The following is a 16980-nucleotide window of genomic DNA, read 5'->3' as shown; positions in this document are numbered from 1 at the left end:
ATAGAGATCGAGTGTCGCGTCGAATCCATCTCCGCCAGTCGTTTCGATATTCCAGAACTTCGCAATTGTTGTTGATGGCGGAATAAACTCTGCCGGTACAATTGGTGGAGCGCTTGTTCGATAGGAAAGCGATAACGATGTTGGATTGCCCAACAGATTTGCCGGGAAAGCAATTGCTACCGGCGGATGATCTGCGGTATTCGGATCACCCGGCGCATTCGTGATAAACGGTTCGGTGAGCGGGTTGGGGTTCGCATGAACCACTGGTGCATTCACATAATCGACAACAGTTGTGTCAGTCGTCGAGGCAAATGCGCTGGAGTACCCACCGCCATTGAATGCATAAACCCGGTACCAATACTTCGTGTACGGTGTGAGCCCGGCATCAAGATAACTTGTAACATTATTCGCAGTAGCTCCCACCGAATCAAAGGCTACTCCGTTGGTTGAACGGAAAAGAACGAATCTACTCTCATTATTCGACTGATCAGTCCAACTTAATGAAAGCGAGGTTGTGGTTGCTGCTGTGACTTGTGCTGCGGTCGGCGCATTCGCGAGTGGAACTAATGGGATTCCCAGTAGCGTCGAATAAGCGTAATTCGCCATCGAATCGCTGATTGCCTGAGCTGTCGCAGCGGAAATTGGCGTTGTAATCTGTGGTAACACATAATCGAAGGTTTGGAGTTCCGCCGTTTCAATCGTATTGCGTAACCGAAGATACTGTTGGTCGTGGATACGGGTAGGATTGTTGTTGGTCGCGGAATCCTGCAACAACAATGAACGGTCACAAAGCGCTGAGCGGCTGGTCACTTGATCGGTCAATAGTTGTGAGATATCAGTTTGGTGTGGCCAAACCGGGACCGCCATTGCTGCATACGGCTTGCCGAGCATGAACCAGCAGACCGGTGGCAGCCACCCTGTCTCCGTGTGTTTACCCCCTTGGATAAAGAAAGTACTTACAGAACTGTAACGGCAGATGCCCCCTTCCGTCCAAAGCGTATCGCTGTAACCGGTTGGGATGGGAAATGCTACGCTGGTCCAACCGGGTGGAGCGATGTCACGCGCTATCGAAGGGAGTGAATCGACGTGAAAATTATCGGAGACTAACATTTTTTCGAATAACTGGAAAGCTCGCTTCTTGCGATAGAATCCCCACTCCCAGTCATTTGATGGTGGAGGTCCCGAGAAACTGTAATTGGCTCGGACTTGAAAAGAATAACTACTATTGATGCTATACTCGAAATAGGAATTTCTCCCTGCTTCAAAGATGCTTACCGTATTCGCCGAATCGAATGCGACATAATTGGTGGGCAATGTCCTGCCGCCACCGGCGGTGTTGGTCGAATCGAGGATATGACGAAATTGGGCGATGGTGTGACAAGTCTTGAGCGCGAGTGTCATGATTGTGCCATCGTCGTCGGGTCCGACGTTCCCTTCGCCGATGTTGTAGGAATCGCTGCCGACGACACCGAATCCGACTTCATTCGCGCCGCCGTGTACGATTGACCCTTCCCCCACGGTGCCGATGCCCACGTAACGATACTCACCGTTACTCCCGCCGCCAAAGTGTACCGCTTGGTTTCGATTCGGGATATCGCGGTTCTTCCAGAGCATGGTCCGACCGTCGCTCGTTTGTTCGCACCGGACGACTCCCAATGTGCATTCAAGAGAATCAAGCGGAGTTGCGAAGGAGAGCGTTACAATGAAAAGCAGGATGAGTGTGGGAATAACTCCGCTCATCTTCATAAGGTGAGTGTTCAAAATCATATCAAATCCCACGCGAGTGTAAACCATTTGTATGAAAGAAAGTTAACTGTAGAAAGTTACGAAGTATGTACAATGAAAACAACAAAAAATGTACCAATTGCATAGGGAGATACATACAACAAATAGAACATTTGTTTTGTTGTGAGGCTGGGATAGGAATTGTTTAGCAAATCTACAAGAGTGGGGGCTTGATTCGTCATGCCCGGTTTTAGTTCGGGTACGATAAATCAAATCTCTACCGAAAAATCACCCTTTGAACCCTAACACAATCCAACTGTGATACACCCGTCGGGTTGCAGCGGGTCCTAAGGCGCGTCCCAGTTTTCGGCCTTGTCCTACTAACAATCCCGTGACGATTACTCGCCCGCCCGGTTTTAGTAATCTTGGAATATCTTGCCACCATGCTTTCAGAACATTCAAGTGAATATTCGCAAGAATCAGGTCGAATGAATGGTCGGGAAGCTCCGCTTGGAGAATCGAGGCTTTTTGGACGGTCATCCGACTGGTGAATTTATTCCGCTTGATATTTTGGCGCGCTTCCCGGACGGCATCGGCTTCGATTTCGATGCCGAGTACCGACTTTGCCCCTTTCGCTAACGCAACGAATCCGAGAATACCGGTTCCACAACCGGCATCGAGCACTTTATCGCCACGTTTCGTCCACTCGGCGGTGAGTTGCGATGCAATCCGAGTCGTCGCATGTTCGCCGGTGCCAAATGCCATTTTCGGTGGGATAATGAACCAACGGTTCTTATCGTGAAGGGGAATATGCTGCTTGGTGGGTGCAACGCCGATGCCGGGCGCGAGTTTGTACGGCTTGAGATCGGCGCGCCAACGTGCCACTGAATTCAATTTCGGTAAGCGTTCCCACCGATAACTCAAATCGGGAATGACCGGAAGAAACGCCTCGACCAATCGATCGAGTTGTGGTTGAACCACACCCCACTGCTCTTCTTTGAAGGCGCAAAGCAACTCACGCGGTCCGGCAGGTGGCGGCGGCGGTGCGACACCGAATTCCTCGATCCCGTAATCGACGGCAAGGTCAAGTTCGCCCGCTTCGCCAACGGAGCGTTCTTCGATGCCATCAGCGCCCAATTCGAGTAAAATCTCGCCGATGAATTCGGATAACGGCAATGCTCCCCGGAAGGATACGCCGATGTAAGTTTTTGATCTTTGCATGGTGAAACTATAACTCAATGTTCTGAAGTCGATACTTTGATAGATCGAGGTTGTCATGGTTCTTTAAGTATAAATCAATCTTGCCATTTCTTTCGTTAAGTTGTAAATGCCAATGCTGAGAATAGTTGTTGATTGTGTAATTGAGATTGTCTATCAGTGATAAAATTAATTCTGCTGGTATCACCAAAATATTTTCATCAGAATAACACCCAAGAATTAAGTATCCTTTTTTAGCCTCCTTTAAATAGTCGATATACTTCTTGTGGAATGCAAACCAAAAACCATTTGCGTTTGGTTTTTGATAAAGTGATGAAACGATAACGATTATCCTTGTGTTATTATGTTCGTTGATATAAAAGGATTGAGATTGACGAGTAAAAACTACATTAAATTTTGTACTAACCAACTCAACACATTGTTCTCGAAAGTGCTCGTTCTTATACTTGATCACTTCCACTTTACTCGAGCTACTCTTGTTTTCGATGGGAGTTGTCGTGTTTTCCTGTTCAATGTTAAATGCGCTTTCTGAGGCATCGAATACTAAATCGATGATCGAATCTATTCGAGTAAACTCACGTGGAATTAAAATATGAGAAATTTTACTGATCGTCGTGGGATTATCTAACTGATCTTTTAACTTCATCAATTTACAAAGTGAGTCATAGCTAATCAACCTTGTGATCCAAGCAAATTTTGAACCACGGATCTGTGCTTCAAGGTTTTCTGTGCTTTTCTCAGATCTGCCAAGAATTAATAGAATCGATGATTTATCATCTTCGCATTCGCCACGTTGAATTAGTTTTTTTCGGTATTCTGCAATTCTATCTAATGGAATCTGATATGAGTCGGATATTTTTGTTTCTATGATAACATTGTGACCATCTGGAAAGCGCCATAAACCGTCAAATCCTATTTCGTTTTGCGTCCCTTGATATAGTCCATCTTTAACTTTAAATCCCAGTCGTTTACCGATCTGATTGACGATATCTTGAAATGCAAATCCGTTATCAATGAAGCTTTCAGAGCAACATTGATGACCATATTCAATCAGAAGTTCGTTATCAATTTCTGTGAGAAAATCTCGAAACTCTTTGGAAGATCTGCTATCATTTTTCAGATGTCCATCACCAGCAAAACTAATGATCTGGTTAATTTTTCTCTGTTTGATTTCATTCGGTGAACTCTGAAGCAGCTTTTTTAGAAACATGATTTACTCCCGGTGGTTGGAAATTTAACATACATTACTTGTTCAAATCCATTGATCGCATCGCGCACCATCGTTTTCGCTTCTTCTAACGTTTCCCCTTCGGTTACAAGGTCATTCAACGCCGGAACGCGAGCTAACCATCCACCCTCTTCCGCGGGTTCAAATATCACTGTGTATGCTTTATCTATCATCGGTTCCTGATTTCTTATCTTAAGTATACTATGTTCGATTTTGAACCGCAAGTATATTCATAGTCGTTGGACAAGAATGAGACCTTTGACAAAATCGGATTCGCGAGGAATGTAGCGAAGTATCCTGCGAAGCAGATACGAAGTGGAATGACGTGGCGATCTTATAAACGAGTACCTAATTTCAACAAAGAGATTGCTTCGTCACTTCGGTCGCACTCGGTTGCGACCTACGTTCCTCGCAAAGACAAGAAGACCGAATAAGTCAATGGTCTCAAGAATGTCCAACGTACAGATTCTTTTTTTTCCATCACCCTACACCCTTCACCCTACACCCTTCACCCATTCCTACTCCTTCGGAATCGGTTTTCCTTGCGGGTCAATGGTGCGGAACGATAAGAGACGTTCGAGTACCGAGCGGTCGGCGGCGGAAAGGAAGTGTTCGACTTCGTCAGCGGTCGCATGGGTGTGATCGGCGGGTAATTGGAATTCCGTCTCGAGGAAACTTTCCCACAGCCGATGCGAGCGGACGAGCGAGTGTCCAACTTGTTTCCCATTCGCAGTAAGCATCCACCCGTGGCTGGTCTGTTCCACTAAACCGGCATGTTTCGCCCGCGATACCAGCGACGCTTCCAATGCGTGACCGCGCGCCCCTTCCCCCTTCTCTTCCAAGCGGTAGAGCAATCCGATTAAATCTTCGAGTGCGATGCGGCGATGTAATCGTCGTTTCGAGTAAAGCTTCGCGAGAATTCCCCGCTCCGGTGCAAATACCAATGTAAGGGTAAACAGAATCCCGGCGACGGTCGACATCGCACCGGCGATACTGCCATCCAATGCCCGTGCGAGGAGGTAACCCAACCCCGTTGTGAGGAGGGCAAACACCTGCGTCCAAACGAATACGAAGGATAATCGTTGGAAGAGCAAGACCGCGCTCGCCGCCGGAGCGATGAACATCGCGACAACGAGAATTGCGCCGGTCGCTTCAAAGCTGGCAACGGTGGTGAGCGATACCGCGCCCATCAATAAGTAATGCAGAAGCCCGGCGGAAAATCCAAAACTGGTCGCGAGCGCCGCATCGAAGGTCGTGATTTTCCACTCTTTGTATAGCAATCCCAATAAGAGCAAATTCACCAGATAGACGACGCCTAAGATAAAGGTGGGACGCGGGATGCCGCTGCCCGGCGGAAAATCCTGCGCGAGTGGAACGAGTGCTAATTCGCCATACAAAACACAATCGGCGTCGAGATCGATATTGCCGCTGAACAGCGAAACGAGCAATACGCCGAATGCGAAGAGTGCCGAGAATACAATGCCGGTCGATGCGTCTTCCGCGACGCCGCGTTTATGGAGCCATTCGATAAAAATCGTAGTCAATAGTCCGACCGCACCAGCGCCGATGAGCATGATAAACGGATCGCGCGAACCGGAGAGTAGGAATGCGAGGACGATACCGGGCAATACCGCGTGGGAAATCGCATCGCCGATCAGCGATAATTTTCGCAGAACTAACAGCGTACCCAACAAACCCGCCGCGCCTGCCGCGAGAAATCCTGTGATGAGAATCCAGCCGCTGATTGCTGTCATTGCGCTTTCGCCCCCATCGGATGTGGCGACTGGAGCAATTTCTCTTGTGCAAGCTGTTCCCGATACCGCACTTCCAATTCGGCGACAATCTCATCGGGCAGGAAGTGCTCGCTCGCATCGGAATCGGTCTCGACGTGTGCCGCCGGGAAATTTGCCTGTTCGATTAAATAGTATTCCCACAACCGATGTTTTTGCACGAATTTCTTAGCAATCGCTTTCCCTTCCGCTGTAAATGCGACGCCGCCAGCGTTCCCGGTCACCAATTGTTCCTGTTTAGCGATTTGACAACCGACGCGCAGCTCGCCGTGCTCCCATGCCCGTCCGTGCGATAGTGCGTCGAGTGAAATCGTGGTCGTCGCCGCTTGCGATTCCAACTCCTCCCATAGCGTTCGCAGGAAATGTTCTTTTGCAATTTTCCGGCGGTTGGCGCGATGTTGCCACAGTTTCGCGAGAATGCCGCGGCGCGGAGCGAATAACAACGATAGCGAAAAAATCGCCGTCGCTGTTAACACGATCAGCGGACCGGAAGGCAAACGCGGGGCGAGGAAGCTGACGAATGCGCCGGCGATCCCGCTGATACCGCCGATAACGGTCGAGAGCAGAGCCATTTGCGGAATGCGTTTGACCCATAGCCGTGCGCTGGCTGCCGGGAGAATCAGGATTGCCGCGGTTAATACGACGCCAACCGCTTGTAGGGCGATGCCGATGGCGATAGCGGTCAGGATGAGCAGCGCGACTTCCAGAATGCTTGCGCGAAAGCCGATCGATTCTGCGAAAACCGCATCGAACGAAACCAAAGTGAATTCTTTGAAGGCGATGAGGAGAATGGCGGAGACGCACGCTGCGAAGACTCCGATCCACCAAACATCGACCGGGAGCATTCCGGCGGCTTGTCCAAAGAGAAATTTATCGAGTCCCGATTGTCCCCCGTCGCCGCCGCGGGAGATATGGGTCAAGAGGAGGATGCCGATCCCGAAGAATACCGTTAACACTAATCCCAGCGCCGCGTCGGTTTTGATGCGGGGAAAATTCTTCTCGAGGAGGCGCAACACGAATACGGCGAGCAATCCGGTGGCGACAGCTCCGGCGAGTAGCCAGCCGGGCGATTTATTGCCGCTGAACAGAAATGCGAGACAGACGCCGGGTAACGCGGCATGCGCCAACGCGTCGCCGATGAGTGACCGCCGCTTGAGCAGGGTGAATACGCCGAGCAGCCCACCCAGCGCACCGAGCAGGAGCGAACCGAGCGCGACATATCTTACATTTGCATCGGCAAAGGAAAAGAAGCGCGCCACCGCCTGTAGCATTGACATTGAGTCCATCAATAAGAAGATACGAAGGGAAAGGGGGGGAATATTATCGAGTCCTCTCGTAAGGGGCGATTGGCATTCGCCCCTATACCTAACGTAGCCGCAAACTCTTGTTGCAGATTCTTTAGTGGATTCTCATTAGCGGGTAGGGGTGGGCTCCCATGCCCGCCCCTACTCCACTAAAAACGCCTGACCACACAAACCAAATTGACGTTCTCCGTACGCCCTCCGTTCCGTGTTCCTCAAAACGAAAACGAGGAGTACTGCTACGCCCCGCTCACGTTTGGAGGTTAGGCAATCTTGCCTGACATGGGTACGGACAGGTCTCCAGACCTGTAAAAATAGGATGACCCATTGGGTCTTGCCCCTACGCATTTCAGAGGACAGACAGGAGCGTCAGTCCCTACTACAAAAGATGAGCGCTAGCGTTTGCGTCCTTAGACATTCAACGATTTTTGTGGAACTGTGTTGTTCATTTCGCGCAACTCTTGTTATCGCAACACGACAAATTTGCGAGTCGCGACGAATGAACCGACGGAGAGGCGATAGAAGTATGTCCCTGAGGATAACTGCTCCGAATTCACTTTTACTTGATAAGTACCGGGCGTTTGCATTCGATCGACTAACGTTGAGACTTCTCGTCCCATGAGATCGAACAATTTCAACTCGACTCTGCCCGCATTCGGAAGTGCGTATTCGATGGTAGTCGTAGCATTGAATGGGTTGGGGAAATTTTGGTGTAATTGATACTCGGTGGGCGGTTTGCTGGCGATAACTTCACGTACTCCGAGCGCATCGCTCACATCGTATACATCGAGTGAATATGTGTTCGCGCATACAACATGATTTCCCATCCAGGACAGGTTAACCATTTTACTGTCAATTCGACGATAGAATCCGGTAAGATAGGGATTGGAAGGATCCCATACATTAACTACCCCAATTCCTGCGTTAAATAACGATACGGCAAGTTGATGGTCAGCCAATTTTAAACCATAACTTGTTCCGTTAAGCTGCAGCAAACTAACCGATACAATAGAATCGGGATTGGATGCATTAAACACTTCATATCCGCGAGTATTTGATATATATAAATAATTGTTGTCAGCATCTATACCCAACGGACCGTATTGTGTAAGCGAAAATGTACCATCAACAAATGGAGAATACGGATCAATGACATTTAAGCAATACACGGTATTTAGCCAGCCATCTGTTAGGTAAAGATAATTATTACTGAAAGCCATATCATATACATTTGCGTATTCTGAAATACGTGTAATCGAAGCTGTTTCAAATATAGAATCAGAACGGCTTATGTCAAAAATCTTCAAATAGTTGCCATTAGTTGCAAACAAATAATCACCATGGATCTCTATACAATAAGCATTATTCTGCAGTGTATCAAGAACTATCGGTGAATAGGGATTGGTTATATCGACAACCGATAGACCAAAATTATATTCTGCCACAAATGCAGTATTTCCATCTACTTTTACGTCTTCAACCGAGCCATGTGCATCGATATGACTAATTTCTTGTGGATGTTCAGGGTCTACAAGGTCTACAAATCGCAATCCATATTCACTACAAGACACGAAAGCAAGCGAATCGTGCATTGTGACACCTAAAACAGTGTTTTGTGGTAGTGGATAATTACAAACAGTTTCCACTGTTGTAGGAGAAGCGAATGAACTGATATTTAGGAAACTTATTGAACAATCATATAGATGATTATTTCTCATTTCAATTTCTCCATGACACATGAAATTTGACATCGTTCCTAATGAAGCAAGCGAATCGGATGGTAAACGTTGATAAACATTTAAACTGATTGTATTTACATAAACATAGGATTGATTAAAAAATATTTTTAAGTAATTTACTCCTACAGTAATCCTTTGTATTAGAACAGGCAGACTCGGACTCCTGACATTTAATACATTGAGACGATAGGTCCCATAAGCATAGACAATGCTATCTTTCACATCAATTCTTGTGTAGTTTTGACCATTTACAAATGATCCAACTTCAATCGGAGCCATAGGATTCGACGTATTTAAAATCCTTACACCATTACTTCCATCGGCAACATATGTGGTCTGTCCTTCGACGCAAATTGCAGCTGTGTTACCAGCTGTATCGAAAAATCCTACCTCGACCGGCGCTTCCGGATTCGTTATCGAAACAATCCGGACACCGTTCGTATCGCAAGCTAAGAATAGCAGCGTATCGTTGATGAAAAAACTCAGAATTGAGGAGACGGCGTCGAAATGCGATAGATAACGAGGAGCGAGTGGCGATGAAATACTTACAATGTGGACTTGATGATTGCCATTGGAAACAAACGCTAAAGTGTCGTGAACTTGAACCTTGGTAATCGGAAACTGTGGCCGAAACGATGCGACTTCGTGCGGAGAAGATGGATCGCTTATGTCAAGAATACGTAAACCGGTAACATCGGTAGCAATGTAGACGTAATTTCCTTCGACTGCGAAATCGGAGGCGTCATCCCAAAAGTCGTACAAGGACCCCACATGCCGGACGTTTAGACTATCCTGCGCTTGTGCTACGGGAAGTGTAATCAACAGAACCAACAAAGAAACGAAAAAGGTAAAGCCAAGTTGAAAATGTCGCATCCCAGTAACCTCATTTCTCAAGTTTCTTTACAAGAGTAAGGTTAAAAATATCACGGTGGAAGTCAAGCGAATTTACTGTCATTCGATATCTCAACGAACTGTGACGATTGCAATCACTTCTAACTTATTTTGCATGTTACAGTGGTGGTAGCACGGGTAAAAACAAAAACGGGACGTATCGCTACGCCCCGCTCTGTTTTTACACAGTGGTAACTTGTCGAATCAAGGAATCCTATTCTTTTCCCTAATTCCTAACCCCTATTCCCGAACCCCTAAACCCCGATCAGGTGCCTTCCGACCAGCCGGCGAGGTACTCGACTTGCTCCGGGGTTAGTTCATCAATCGTGATGCCCATCGACTTGAGTTTCAATGTCGAAATCCAATTTTCGGTTTCGACGGGAACGTCGTGGACACTCGCCGAAAGTTTACCAGCGTTGTTCTTGATATACTCTGCCGACAATGCTTGCGTCGAGAAACTCATATCCATTACCGATGCCGGGTGACCTTCCGCCGCACTCAAATTCACCAACCGCCCTTCGGCGAGCAGATGCAGTTTGCGGCCGTCAGACATGATGTAGGTGTCAACGAATTTCCGGGTATTCGTGAGCTTTTCCTTCGCGACTTTTTCGAGACCGGGGATATCAATTTCGCAATCGAAGTGGCCGCTGTTCGCCATCATCGCGCCGCTCTTCATGACGGCAAAATGTTCGGGACGGAGGACGTGTTTGTTACCAGTCAACGTGCAGAAGACATCGCCGATTTTCGCTGCATCCGCCATCGGCATCACCATGAAGCCGTCCATCGCCGCTTCAATCGCCTTGATCGGATCGATTTCGGTAACGATTACGTTCGCGCCCATCCCTTTCATCCGGGTGGCGAATCCGCGGCCGCACCAACCGTAGCCGGCGACAACGACAAATTTACCGGCGATAAGTACGTCGGTCGCGCGGATGATGCCGTCGACGGTGCTTTGTCCGGTACCGTAGCGATTATCGAACAAGTTCTTGGTCTTCGCATCATTGACTGCAATCACGGGATATTTGAGTGCGCCGTCTTTCGCCATTGCCTTTAAGCGAATAACGCCGGTGGTGGTCTCTTCGCAACCGCCTAAAATCTTCGCCGCTTTTTCGGGATATTCTTTGTGCATGAGTGAAACCAAATCGCAGCCGTCGTCCATCGTTACATTCGGATCGAAGGCGATGGCGGCGTGGAGGTGGCGGAAATAGGAGTCGTTGTCTTCTCCTTTGATTGCCATCGTCGGAATGTTGTATTCGGCGACTAAGGCAGCGGCGACGTCGTCCTGCGTGGAGAGCGGATTGCTGGCGACCAGAAAGACTTCTGCGCCACCAATTTTCAGGGTGCGGACGAGATTTGCGGTCTCGGCGGTGACGTGGAGACAGCAAGCGCAACGCATCCCTTTAAGCGGTTTTTCTTTCGCATAGCGTTCGCGCAACTGGAGCAGGACGGGCATATCTTGTTCTGCCCAGAGAATGCGGCGTTTTCCATCGGCGGCGAGGCCGAGGTCTTTGACATCGTATAGTTTGGAATCCATTTTGTGTCCGTAATTTTGGCGGTACGCACAGTGGCATCCGGCGCCGTACCGCATTGGCGCGCGGACGATTCCAAAGGGAATTCGGATTTAGGGGATCGGATATCGTAAAAACTGCTTACCGAACCCCGAATCCCGAGTTCCGAGATCCTTTAGAATTCTTGTCCACCGCGGTACGGGCGACTGACCGGCGGGGTCATTTTCGTTGTGTGGTAGATGGTACAGTTGTACAATTCGCCCACAGGGGCGAGTAAGAGTATAAGCAAGGTTTTTGTGGGATGCAAGAAACCGGTTGCTTTGACGAACGCAATTGATTCTTAGATCCGCTGGAGATACATTGTGTATACGATAAGGAAGTTGTGATGACAAAAACACTCATAAAGCATGGTGTTGGGCGTTGATTATTGATCGTCCGATCCTTGATTTGTTGCATATCAAACCGGAAACGCCGCTCGAACTCTCGACCAATGGCGATGTTCTGATGGTTCGACCGAACCGCACTGGTGCGAGACAAAAACAAGTCGAAAAAGCGCTCGAAGAAGTGAACCGGAAGTATGGACAGACCTTGAAAATGTTAGCCGAATAGTCAATGGATATCCATTTCTAACATGGGATGAAGTGTTAAAGATACACAAAAACCAAATTCAACGTTATGGTGGCGTTTTTGGTGTTCGTGACATTGGGTTATTGCAATCGGCAATCGCAATGCCCTATATACAATTCGATGATTGTTATTGCATCAAGAAATGTCCAACTTTGCCCAACGAAAACTCATTTCAGATAGATCACAGGTAGAGAAACACCAACGCTATGCTCATCACGTACCGACAGGTAATAAATCCCATTGGCAAGGTGAGTTGGTTTCCACAAGAGTCGATTACCCCGGAAATCGGTGGTCGGTAAGTCATGAACCTTTCGTCCCAAGGCATCGAATACAGTGATCGATTTCAAAGGAGGATTATTGCCCGACCAATGAATGGACAGGGTACTATTGAAGGGATTGGGATACGCCGACAGCGAGTATCGAGTTGGTGACAAAGTAGTTACCGGTTCACGCACACCCGTTTCCGGAAACACTGGTGTCGTCCGCCATGGAACGGGATTGACATTGTCTGGTAACTCGAGTCCCAGTCCATTTGGATTGCCAACCCAATGGGGACCACTGGGATCGCCCCAATAGCAGTTGGGGGCATACATCACAGTATTATTCTGGTAGAGGAAAGTTGTTATGTGGTTATCGATGAAATCACAGTTTTGGATTATTATTGTATCACGGGCAAAATGCCAACCAAAGAGTGATCCATTGATTGAATTTCCAATGAAGCGGCATGAATCCATATCTCCACGAGATAGGATATGCAGAAAAGGCGTTGCAGCCATCGAGTTGTTTCTAAACTCACAATTCCGGTAGATGGAATTTCTTATAGTACCACCTTGAATCAAACCCCGGGATGTTCCGACTAATTGAGTTTGACAATTCGAGAAAATACAATTCTCAAAAACGATTCCTGTTGGATACGCAGAATTAACACTGAACAAATAATCGCCATGTTCAGAATTAGCAATTAGCGAATCGAATCGGCAGTTTATGACATAACTTTGTCGTTCCGAACTAGCAAACAACCAAATTCCATCTTCGCATAAGTACTGAAAGAATGAATTCTCGATCAAAAACCATCTTCGTCCGCTTATTACACCAAGGCGACCGGTACTTTTAACATAGCAACCGGAAAAGACTACAGTATCAGCGTTTAGCTCAATCAAACGAATTCCTGTGTTATGGGGATAACCTGTAAACGAACTATTACGAATATTATCTTCAATGTCGAAATGAGTGCGGATAAGTTGAGAACTGAATTCCTCCGTTCCAGTGAAAACACATCTTGTAATCAATAAACTGCTTAAACCAGTAAGATGGATGATGCGTCCAGTCGATGTTGAATAGGATCCATTGAACCGGCAATCCTCGAAAAGAACTCTCGATGAATCAGCTAACAGGAGGTTTCGATTCAACATCGGAGTCCCCGGTGCTGAAAAAGTCAAACCTCGAAAACAAATTGTCTTATTGGAGATTACGATTAAGGTTGTACCTAAGGTATGATTCCAAACTGTATTCCGGATATCATTTGTATCGCCAGACACTCGATAGCGCGATTCGATTGTGAGTGATACAATCGGTCGAATAGTATCACCGTAAATGCCGGGAGCTAATGAGATCGTATCGTAGGGCTGAACGCTCTGTACTGCGAGAGAGATACTTGGATACTCCTCCGGAACTAAGAGAAGCTCTGAGTGAGAGACACTAACGGCACAATAGAAAGAAACCAGAAGAACTACGGAAAGACGAATGTACATAAACATTACTTCCTCCCAGTGGGTGTTATCCCATGATAGTGAGGAAATAGTTCACAGCAAAGTGAACACCCAACTCGACCAATCTTTGTAACTACTTTCACAAAATAAATCTCACAACTGCATTTTCGCTTTGCCTTTGTGCAACCTTGCATTATATTCCGAGCAATTTGTGAGCAATAGCACAATGTAAAATGATAACATTCCATGGAGGTTGAAACCAGAGATGGCACAACAAGCTGGAAATAACAAACAGCGCGAGAAGCATCGCAAACTCAAGACGTGGGTGATCGCGACGCTCACTCTTGCCCTGTTAGGATTACTGTTCGCCGGACCGCAGTTGTTTGCGCAACCGGGCGGTGGACAATTGAATGCGATGACGGGCGGGCAACCGGTCGTAGCGCCTGCCGGACACGGCAGTGAGGGCGGTGGTGAAGCGATTCAATTACCGTTCGGCGATGAGGCTTGGCCGCCGTTGTTTATCGTACTCGGTTCGGCATTTGTCGCGTTAGCGTTCGGCGCCTATTGGCTCAAGAAAACCATTGCGCAGGACCCCGGCAGCGAACGGATGCAGGGCGTCGCCAAAGCTGTCCAAGAAGGGGCGATGGCGTATTTGTCGCGCCAGGTAAAGACGATGATTCCGTTGGTGATTGCCATCGGTATCGGTCTCTTCTTCCTGTATCGTGCGCAATATGAATTTATGGGTGATGCAACGGCAATGACACTCGGCTTAGGCGTTTCGATTGCTTTCGTGTTAGGTGTCACCGCTTCGTACCTCGCCGGTTATGTCGGAATGGGCGTTGCTGTCCGCGGAAATGTGCGCGTAGCCCATGCCGCGCTTTCGAGCTTCAAGCGGGCGTTGGAAACCGCTTTCCAAGCTGGCGCCGTTTCCGGTATGTTCACCGTTGGTCTTGGTTTGCTCGGTGCGACCATCACCTTTATGGTCTTTCAGGAAAATGCAATGTTCGTACTCGTCGGCTTCGGTTTCGGTGGATCGCTCGCCGCGCTCTTCATGCGCGTTGGCGGTGGTATCTTCACGAAAGCGGCAGACGTTGGTGCGGACTTGGTTGGTAAAATCGAAGCGGGTATTCCCGAAGACGATCCCCGTAACGCCGCAACCATTGCCGATAACGTAGGCGATAACGTAGGTGATTGCGCGGGTATGGCTGCCGACGTATTTGAATCCTACGAAGTTACACTCGTTGCAGCAATCATTCTTGCCGCCGCTGTCGGCAGCACACTGCAACATGCCGGCTTCGGTGATATGACAGGGGCAAATTCGTTTACAGCCGCCTTCACACTAAAGCTCGTCATTTATGCATTACTGGTTCGGGCGGTTGGTGTCTTTGCATCGATTATCGGCGTCATGGCAGTGCGTGGAAAAGACGATCCGAACATGAATCCGATGAAGCCGATTAACACCGGTTTCTATGTCTCTTCTGCCATTGCGACGGTCGGTTTCTTCGCCGTGTCTTATTCGACTTTCGGCAACTTACCGGCAATCCCAGCAAACATTCCAGCGGAGAGTATGACCTTAGCCGGAATCATTAACGATTTCTGGTGGTTGGCATTTCTTGCCACCTTCTTTGGCATCGTGTTAACACAAGTCATTGGTAAAGTGACGGAATACTTTACTGCCGACTATTACAAACCGGTAACTGAAATCGCTGCCTCGGCGAAAACGGGACCCGCTACATTGATTCTTGCCGGTTTGTCCGAAGGTTTGGAATCGGCAGTGTGGGGCGTAGTCGCGATTGCCGCTACGATTTATGCCGCATTTATTTTATTCCCTGATCCGGCGTTTGCGTCCTATGCGATTGCGCTTGCCGGTCTCGGTTTGCTTGCTACGACTGGCTATGTTCTTGCAATGGATACCTACGGGCCGATTTCGGATAATGCGAATGGTATTTTCGAAATGTCCGGCGCATTGAAGAACAAAGACGGCACCGAGAATAAAGCAGCGCACAATGTCGTCGCCCGACTCGATATGGTTGGTAACACGACGAAGGCATTGACGAAGGGCTTTGCGATTGCAACCGCTGTTATTGCGGCAGTGGCATTGTATCGCTCCTTTATCGATACCGTCGCGGTGAAGGACGCATCGATTCTGGTGAAGAACATTCAAGTGAACTTGCCCGATGTATTCATTGGATTACTAATCGGCGGTGCAGTTCCGTTCCTCTTCTCGAGTTTTGCGATTCGTGCGGTATCCCGTGCGGCAGTGCAATTGGTCGAAGAAGTTCGCCGCCAGTTCAAGGAAATTCCCGGGATCTGGGAATACACCGGAGTTGGTGAATATGGTAAACCGGATTATGCAAAGTGCGTTCAGATTTCCACTGCGGCGGCACAGAAAGAATTACTCGGACCGGGCTTGCTTGCAGTGTTCGCTCCGATTCTGGTAGGCTTCTGGCTCGGCGCGTATGCGTTAGGCGGCTTCTTGGCTGGTGCGATTCTGGTCGGTCAATTAATGGCGGTATTTATGTCGAATACCGGCGGTGCGTGGGACAATGCCAAGAAGAAGATTGAAGACGGTTTCTTGGGCGGTAAAGGTACTGACGCGCACAAAGCTGGTATCATCGGCGATACCGTCGGCGATCCCCTCAAGGATACGGCGGGACCGGCATTGAATCCGATGATTAAAGTAATGAATCTCGTCGCGATTTTGATTGCACCAGCAACCGTGACGATGTTCGACAATCCGATGAAGTGGTTGATTGTGGCACTTTCGCTGGCAATTTTAACTGGCGCAGTTCTCTTCTCGAAGCGCGGTGGCGTGCAAGCGAAGTAATGGACCGTAGCGTAGACATTCTTGTCTGCGCAACTTACAAGGGGCGTAGCAATACGCCCCTTTTCAATTGTTATTTGTTGGAGTGGTTACGGGTTTCCAAACCCGTTGGGTGTTTGAAATGGTGGCTACGGGTTTCCAAACCCATATCGTAGGGGTGGTTGGTCGCCGCCCTTTTCTTCGTGAGTTTACTTTCAATGGGAAAACCCTTTGACTAAAAAACCACTGTTAGTACATTGCAATTACTTCAAAGATTCCGGGAGGTTGCGATGCGGATGTTTGCTATACGGTTACTCTTCGCACTGTTGTGCGGTGTACCGGTCTACTCAATCGCTACGGATGCTCTCTCTGCTTCCCATCGCTCGCAAAATCCTGCTACATCTACACCCATTCCGAAACCGTTCTTCTTTACTGAAAACA

The 16980-nt window shown here is 48.2% G+C and carries 11 protein-coding genes; 2 read left to right on the top strand and 9 right to left on the bottom strand.

Annotation, left to right across the window (positions count from 1 at the left end; genetic code table 11):
* The 8 genes from OEM52_08120 to ahcY all read right to left on the bottom strand — a co-directional run.
* Positions 1-1767: fibronectin type III domain-containing protein (locus tag OEM52_08120; GenBank protein ID MDK9700095.1), on the bottom strand; the 1767-nt coding region annotated here is incomplete at its 3' end.
* Between the two features lie 246 nt (positions 1768-2013).
* Entirely contained in the window at positions 2014-2946 is a 933-nt protein-coding gene (locus tag OEM52_08115) for a 50S ribosomal protein L11 methyltransferase (protein MDK9700094.1), read from the bottom strand.
* Positions 2947-2953: 7 nt separating this feature from the next.
* The gene (locus OEM52_08110) at positions 2954-4153 is read right to left on the bottom strand and encodes a hypothetical protein (GenBank protein MDK9700093.1); all 1200 of its coding nucleotides are present in this window, start codon (positions 4151-4153) and stop codon (positions 2954-2956) included.
* Positions 4144-4344, bottom strand: a complete 201-nt coding sequence (locus tag OEM52_08105; protein ID MDK9700092.1) for a type II toxin-antitoxin system HicB family antitoxin — start codon at positions 4342-4344, stop codon at positions 4144-4146. The genes OEM52_08110 and OEM52_08105 overlap by 10 nt, the downstream gene beginning before the upstream one ends.
* 345 nt (positions 4345-4689) lie before the next feature.
* Positions 4690-5925, bottom strand: coding sequence for a metal ABC transporter permease (locus OEM52_08100; protein MDK9700091.1), 1236 nt, complete (start codon positions 5923-5925; stop codon positions 4690-4692).
* Complete coding sequence (locus OEM52_08095) at positions 5922-7238, bottom strand: metal ABC transporter permease (GenBank protein MDK9700090.1); 1317 nt, start codon at positions 7236-7238, stop codon at positions 5922-5924. Before OEM52_08095 ends, OEM52_08100 begins: the two co-directional genes overlap by 4 nt.
* Before the next feature lie 488 nt (positions 7239-7726).
* On the bottom strand, positions 7727-9874 hold the full coding sequence (locus tag OEM52_08090) for a T9SS type A sorting domain-containing protein (GenBank protein ID MDK9700089.1): 2148 nt from the start codon (positions 9872-9874) through the stop codon (positions 7727-7729).
* Positions 9875-10157: 283 nt separating this feature from the next.
* Positions 10158-11426, bottom strand: coding sequence for an adenosylhomocysteinase (gene ahcY / locus OEM52_08085; protein MDK9700088.1), 1269 nt, complete (start codon positions 11424-11426; stop codon positions 10158-10160).
* A 394-nt stretch (positions 11427-11820) separates the two neighbouring features.
* On the opposite strand from ahcY, the gene OEM52_08080 reads away from it, so the two are divergent.
* Complete coding sequence (locus OEM52_08080) at positions 11821-12009, top strand: AbrB/MazE/SpoVT family DNA-binding domain-containing protein (GenBank protein MDK9700087.1); 189 nt, start codon at positions 11821-11823, stop codon at positions 12007-12009.
* A gap of 185 nt (positions 12010-12194) precedes the next feature.
* On the opposite strand, the gene OEM52_08075 is transcribed toward OEM52_08080, so the two are convergent.
* A complete protein-coding gene (locus tag OEM52_08075) occupies positions 12195-13784 on the bottom strand; it encodes a T9SS type A sorting domain-containing protein (protein MDK9700086.1) in 1590 nt (529 codons plus the stop codon).
* 217 nt (positions 13785-14001) lie between these two features.
* Here OEM52_08075 and OEM52_08070 point away from each other — a divergent pair, with 217 nt between their 5' ends.
* Complete coding sequence (locus OEM52_08070) at positions 14002-16563, top strand: sodium-translocating pyrophosphatase (GenBank protein MDK9700085.1); 2562 nt, start codon at positions 14002-14004, stop codon at positions 16561-16563.
* Positions 16564-16980: the final 417 nt, after the last annotated feature.

Source organism: bacterium (assembly GCA_030247525.1).
GTDB lineage: Bacteria > Electryoneota > JAOADG01 > JAOADG01 > JAOADG01 > JAOTSC01.
Note: the sequence above shows the minus strand (reverse complement) of the source record. Positions and strands in the feature narration are given on the sequence as shown.

What these genes read in the sequence shown, in the direction of transcription:
- OEM52_08090 (MDK9700089.1), bottom strand. Translation starts at nt 9,874, where the DNA reads ATGCGACATTTTCAACTTGGCTTTACCTTTTTCGTTTCTTTGTTGGTT.
- OEM52_08105 (MDK9700092.1), bottom strand. Translation starts at nt 4,344, where the DNA reads ATGATAGATAAAGCATACACAGTGATATTTGAACCCGCGGAAGAGGGT.
- OEM52_08075 (MDK9700086.1), bottom strand. Translation starts at nt 13,784, where the DNA reads ATGTTTATGTACATTCGTCTTTCCGTAGTTCTTCTGGTTTCTTTCTAT.
- OEM52_08100 (MDK9700091.1), bottom strand. Translation starts at nt 5,925, where the DNA reads ATGACAGCAATCAGCGGCTGGATTCTCATCACAGGATTTCTCGCGGCA.
- ahcY (MDK9700088.1), bottom strand. Translation starts at nt 11,426, where the DNA reads ATGGATTCCAAACTATACGATGTCAAAGACCTCGGCCTCGCCGCCGAT.
- OEM52_08115 (MDK9700094.1), bottom strand. Translation starts at nt 2,946, where the DNA reads ATGCAAAGATCAAAAACTTACATCGGCGTATCCTTCCGGGGAGCATTG.
- OEM52_08095 (MDK9700090.1), bottom strand. Translation starts at nt 7,238, where the DNA reads ATGTCAATGCTACAGGCGGTGGCGCGCTTCTTTTCCTTTGCCGATGCA.
- OEM52_08110 (MDK9700093.1), bottom strand. Translation starts at nt 4,153, where the DNA reads ATGTTTCTAAAAAAGCTGCTTCAGAGTTCACCGAATGAAATCAAACAG.
- OEM52_08070 (MDK9700085.1), top strand. Translation starts at nt 14,002, where the DNA reads ATGGCACAACAAGCTGGAAATAACAAACAGCGCGAGAAGCATCGCAAA.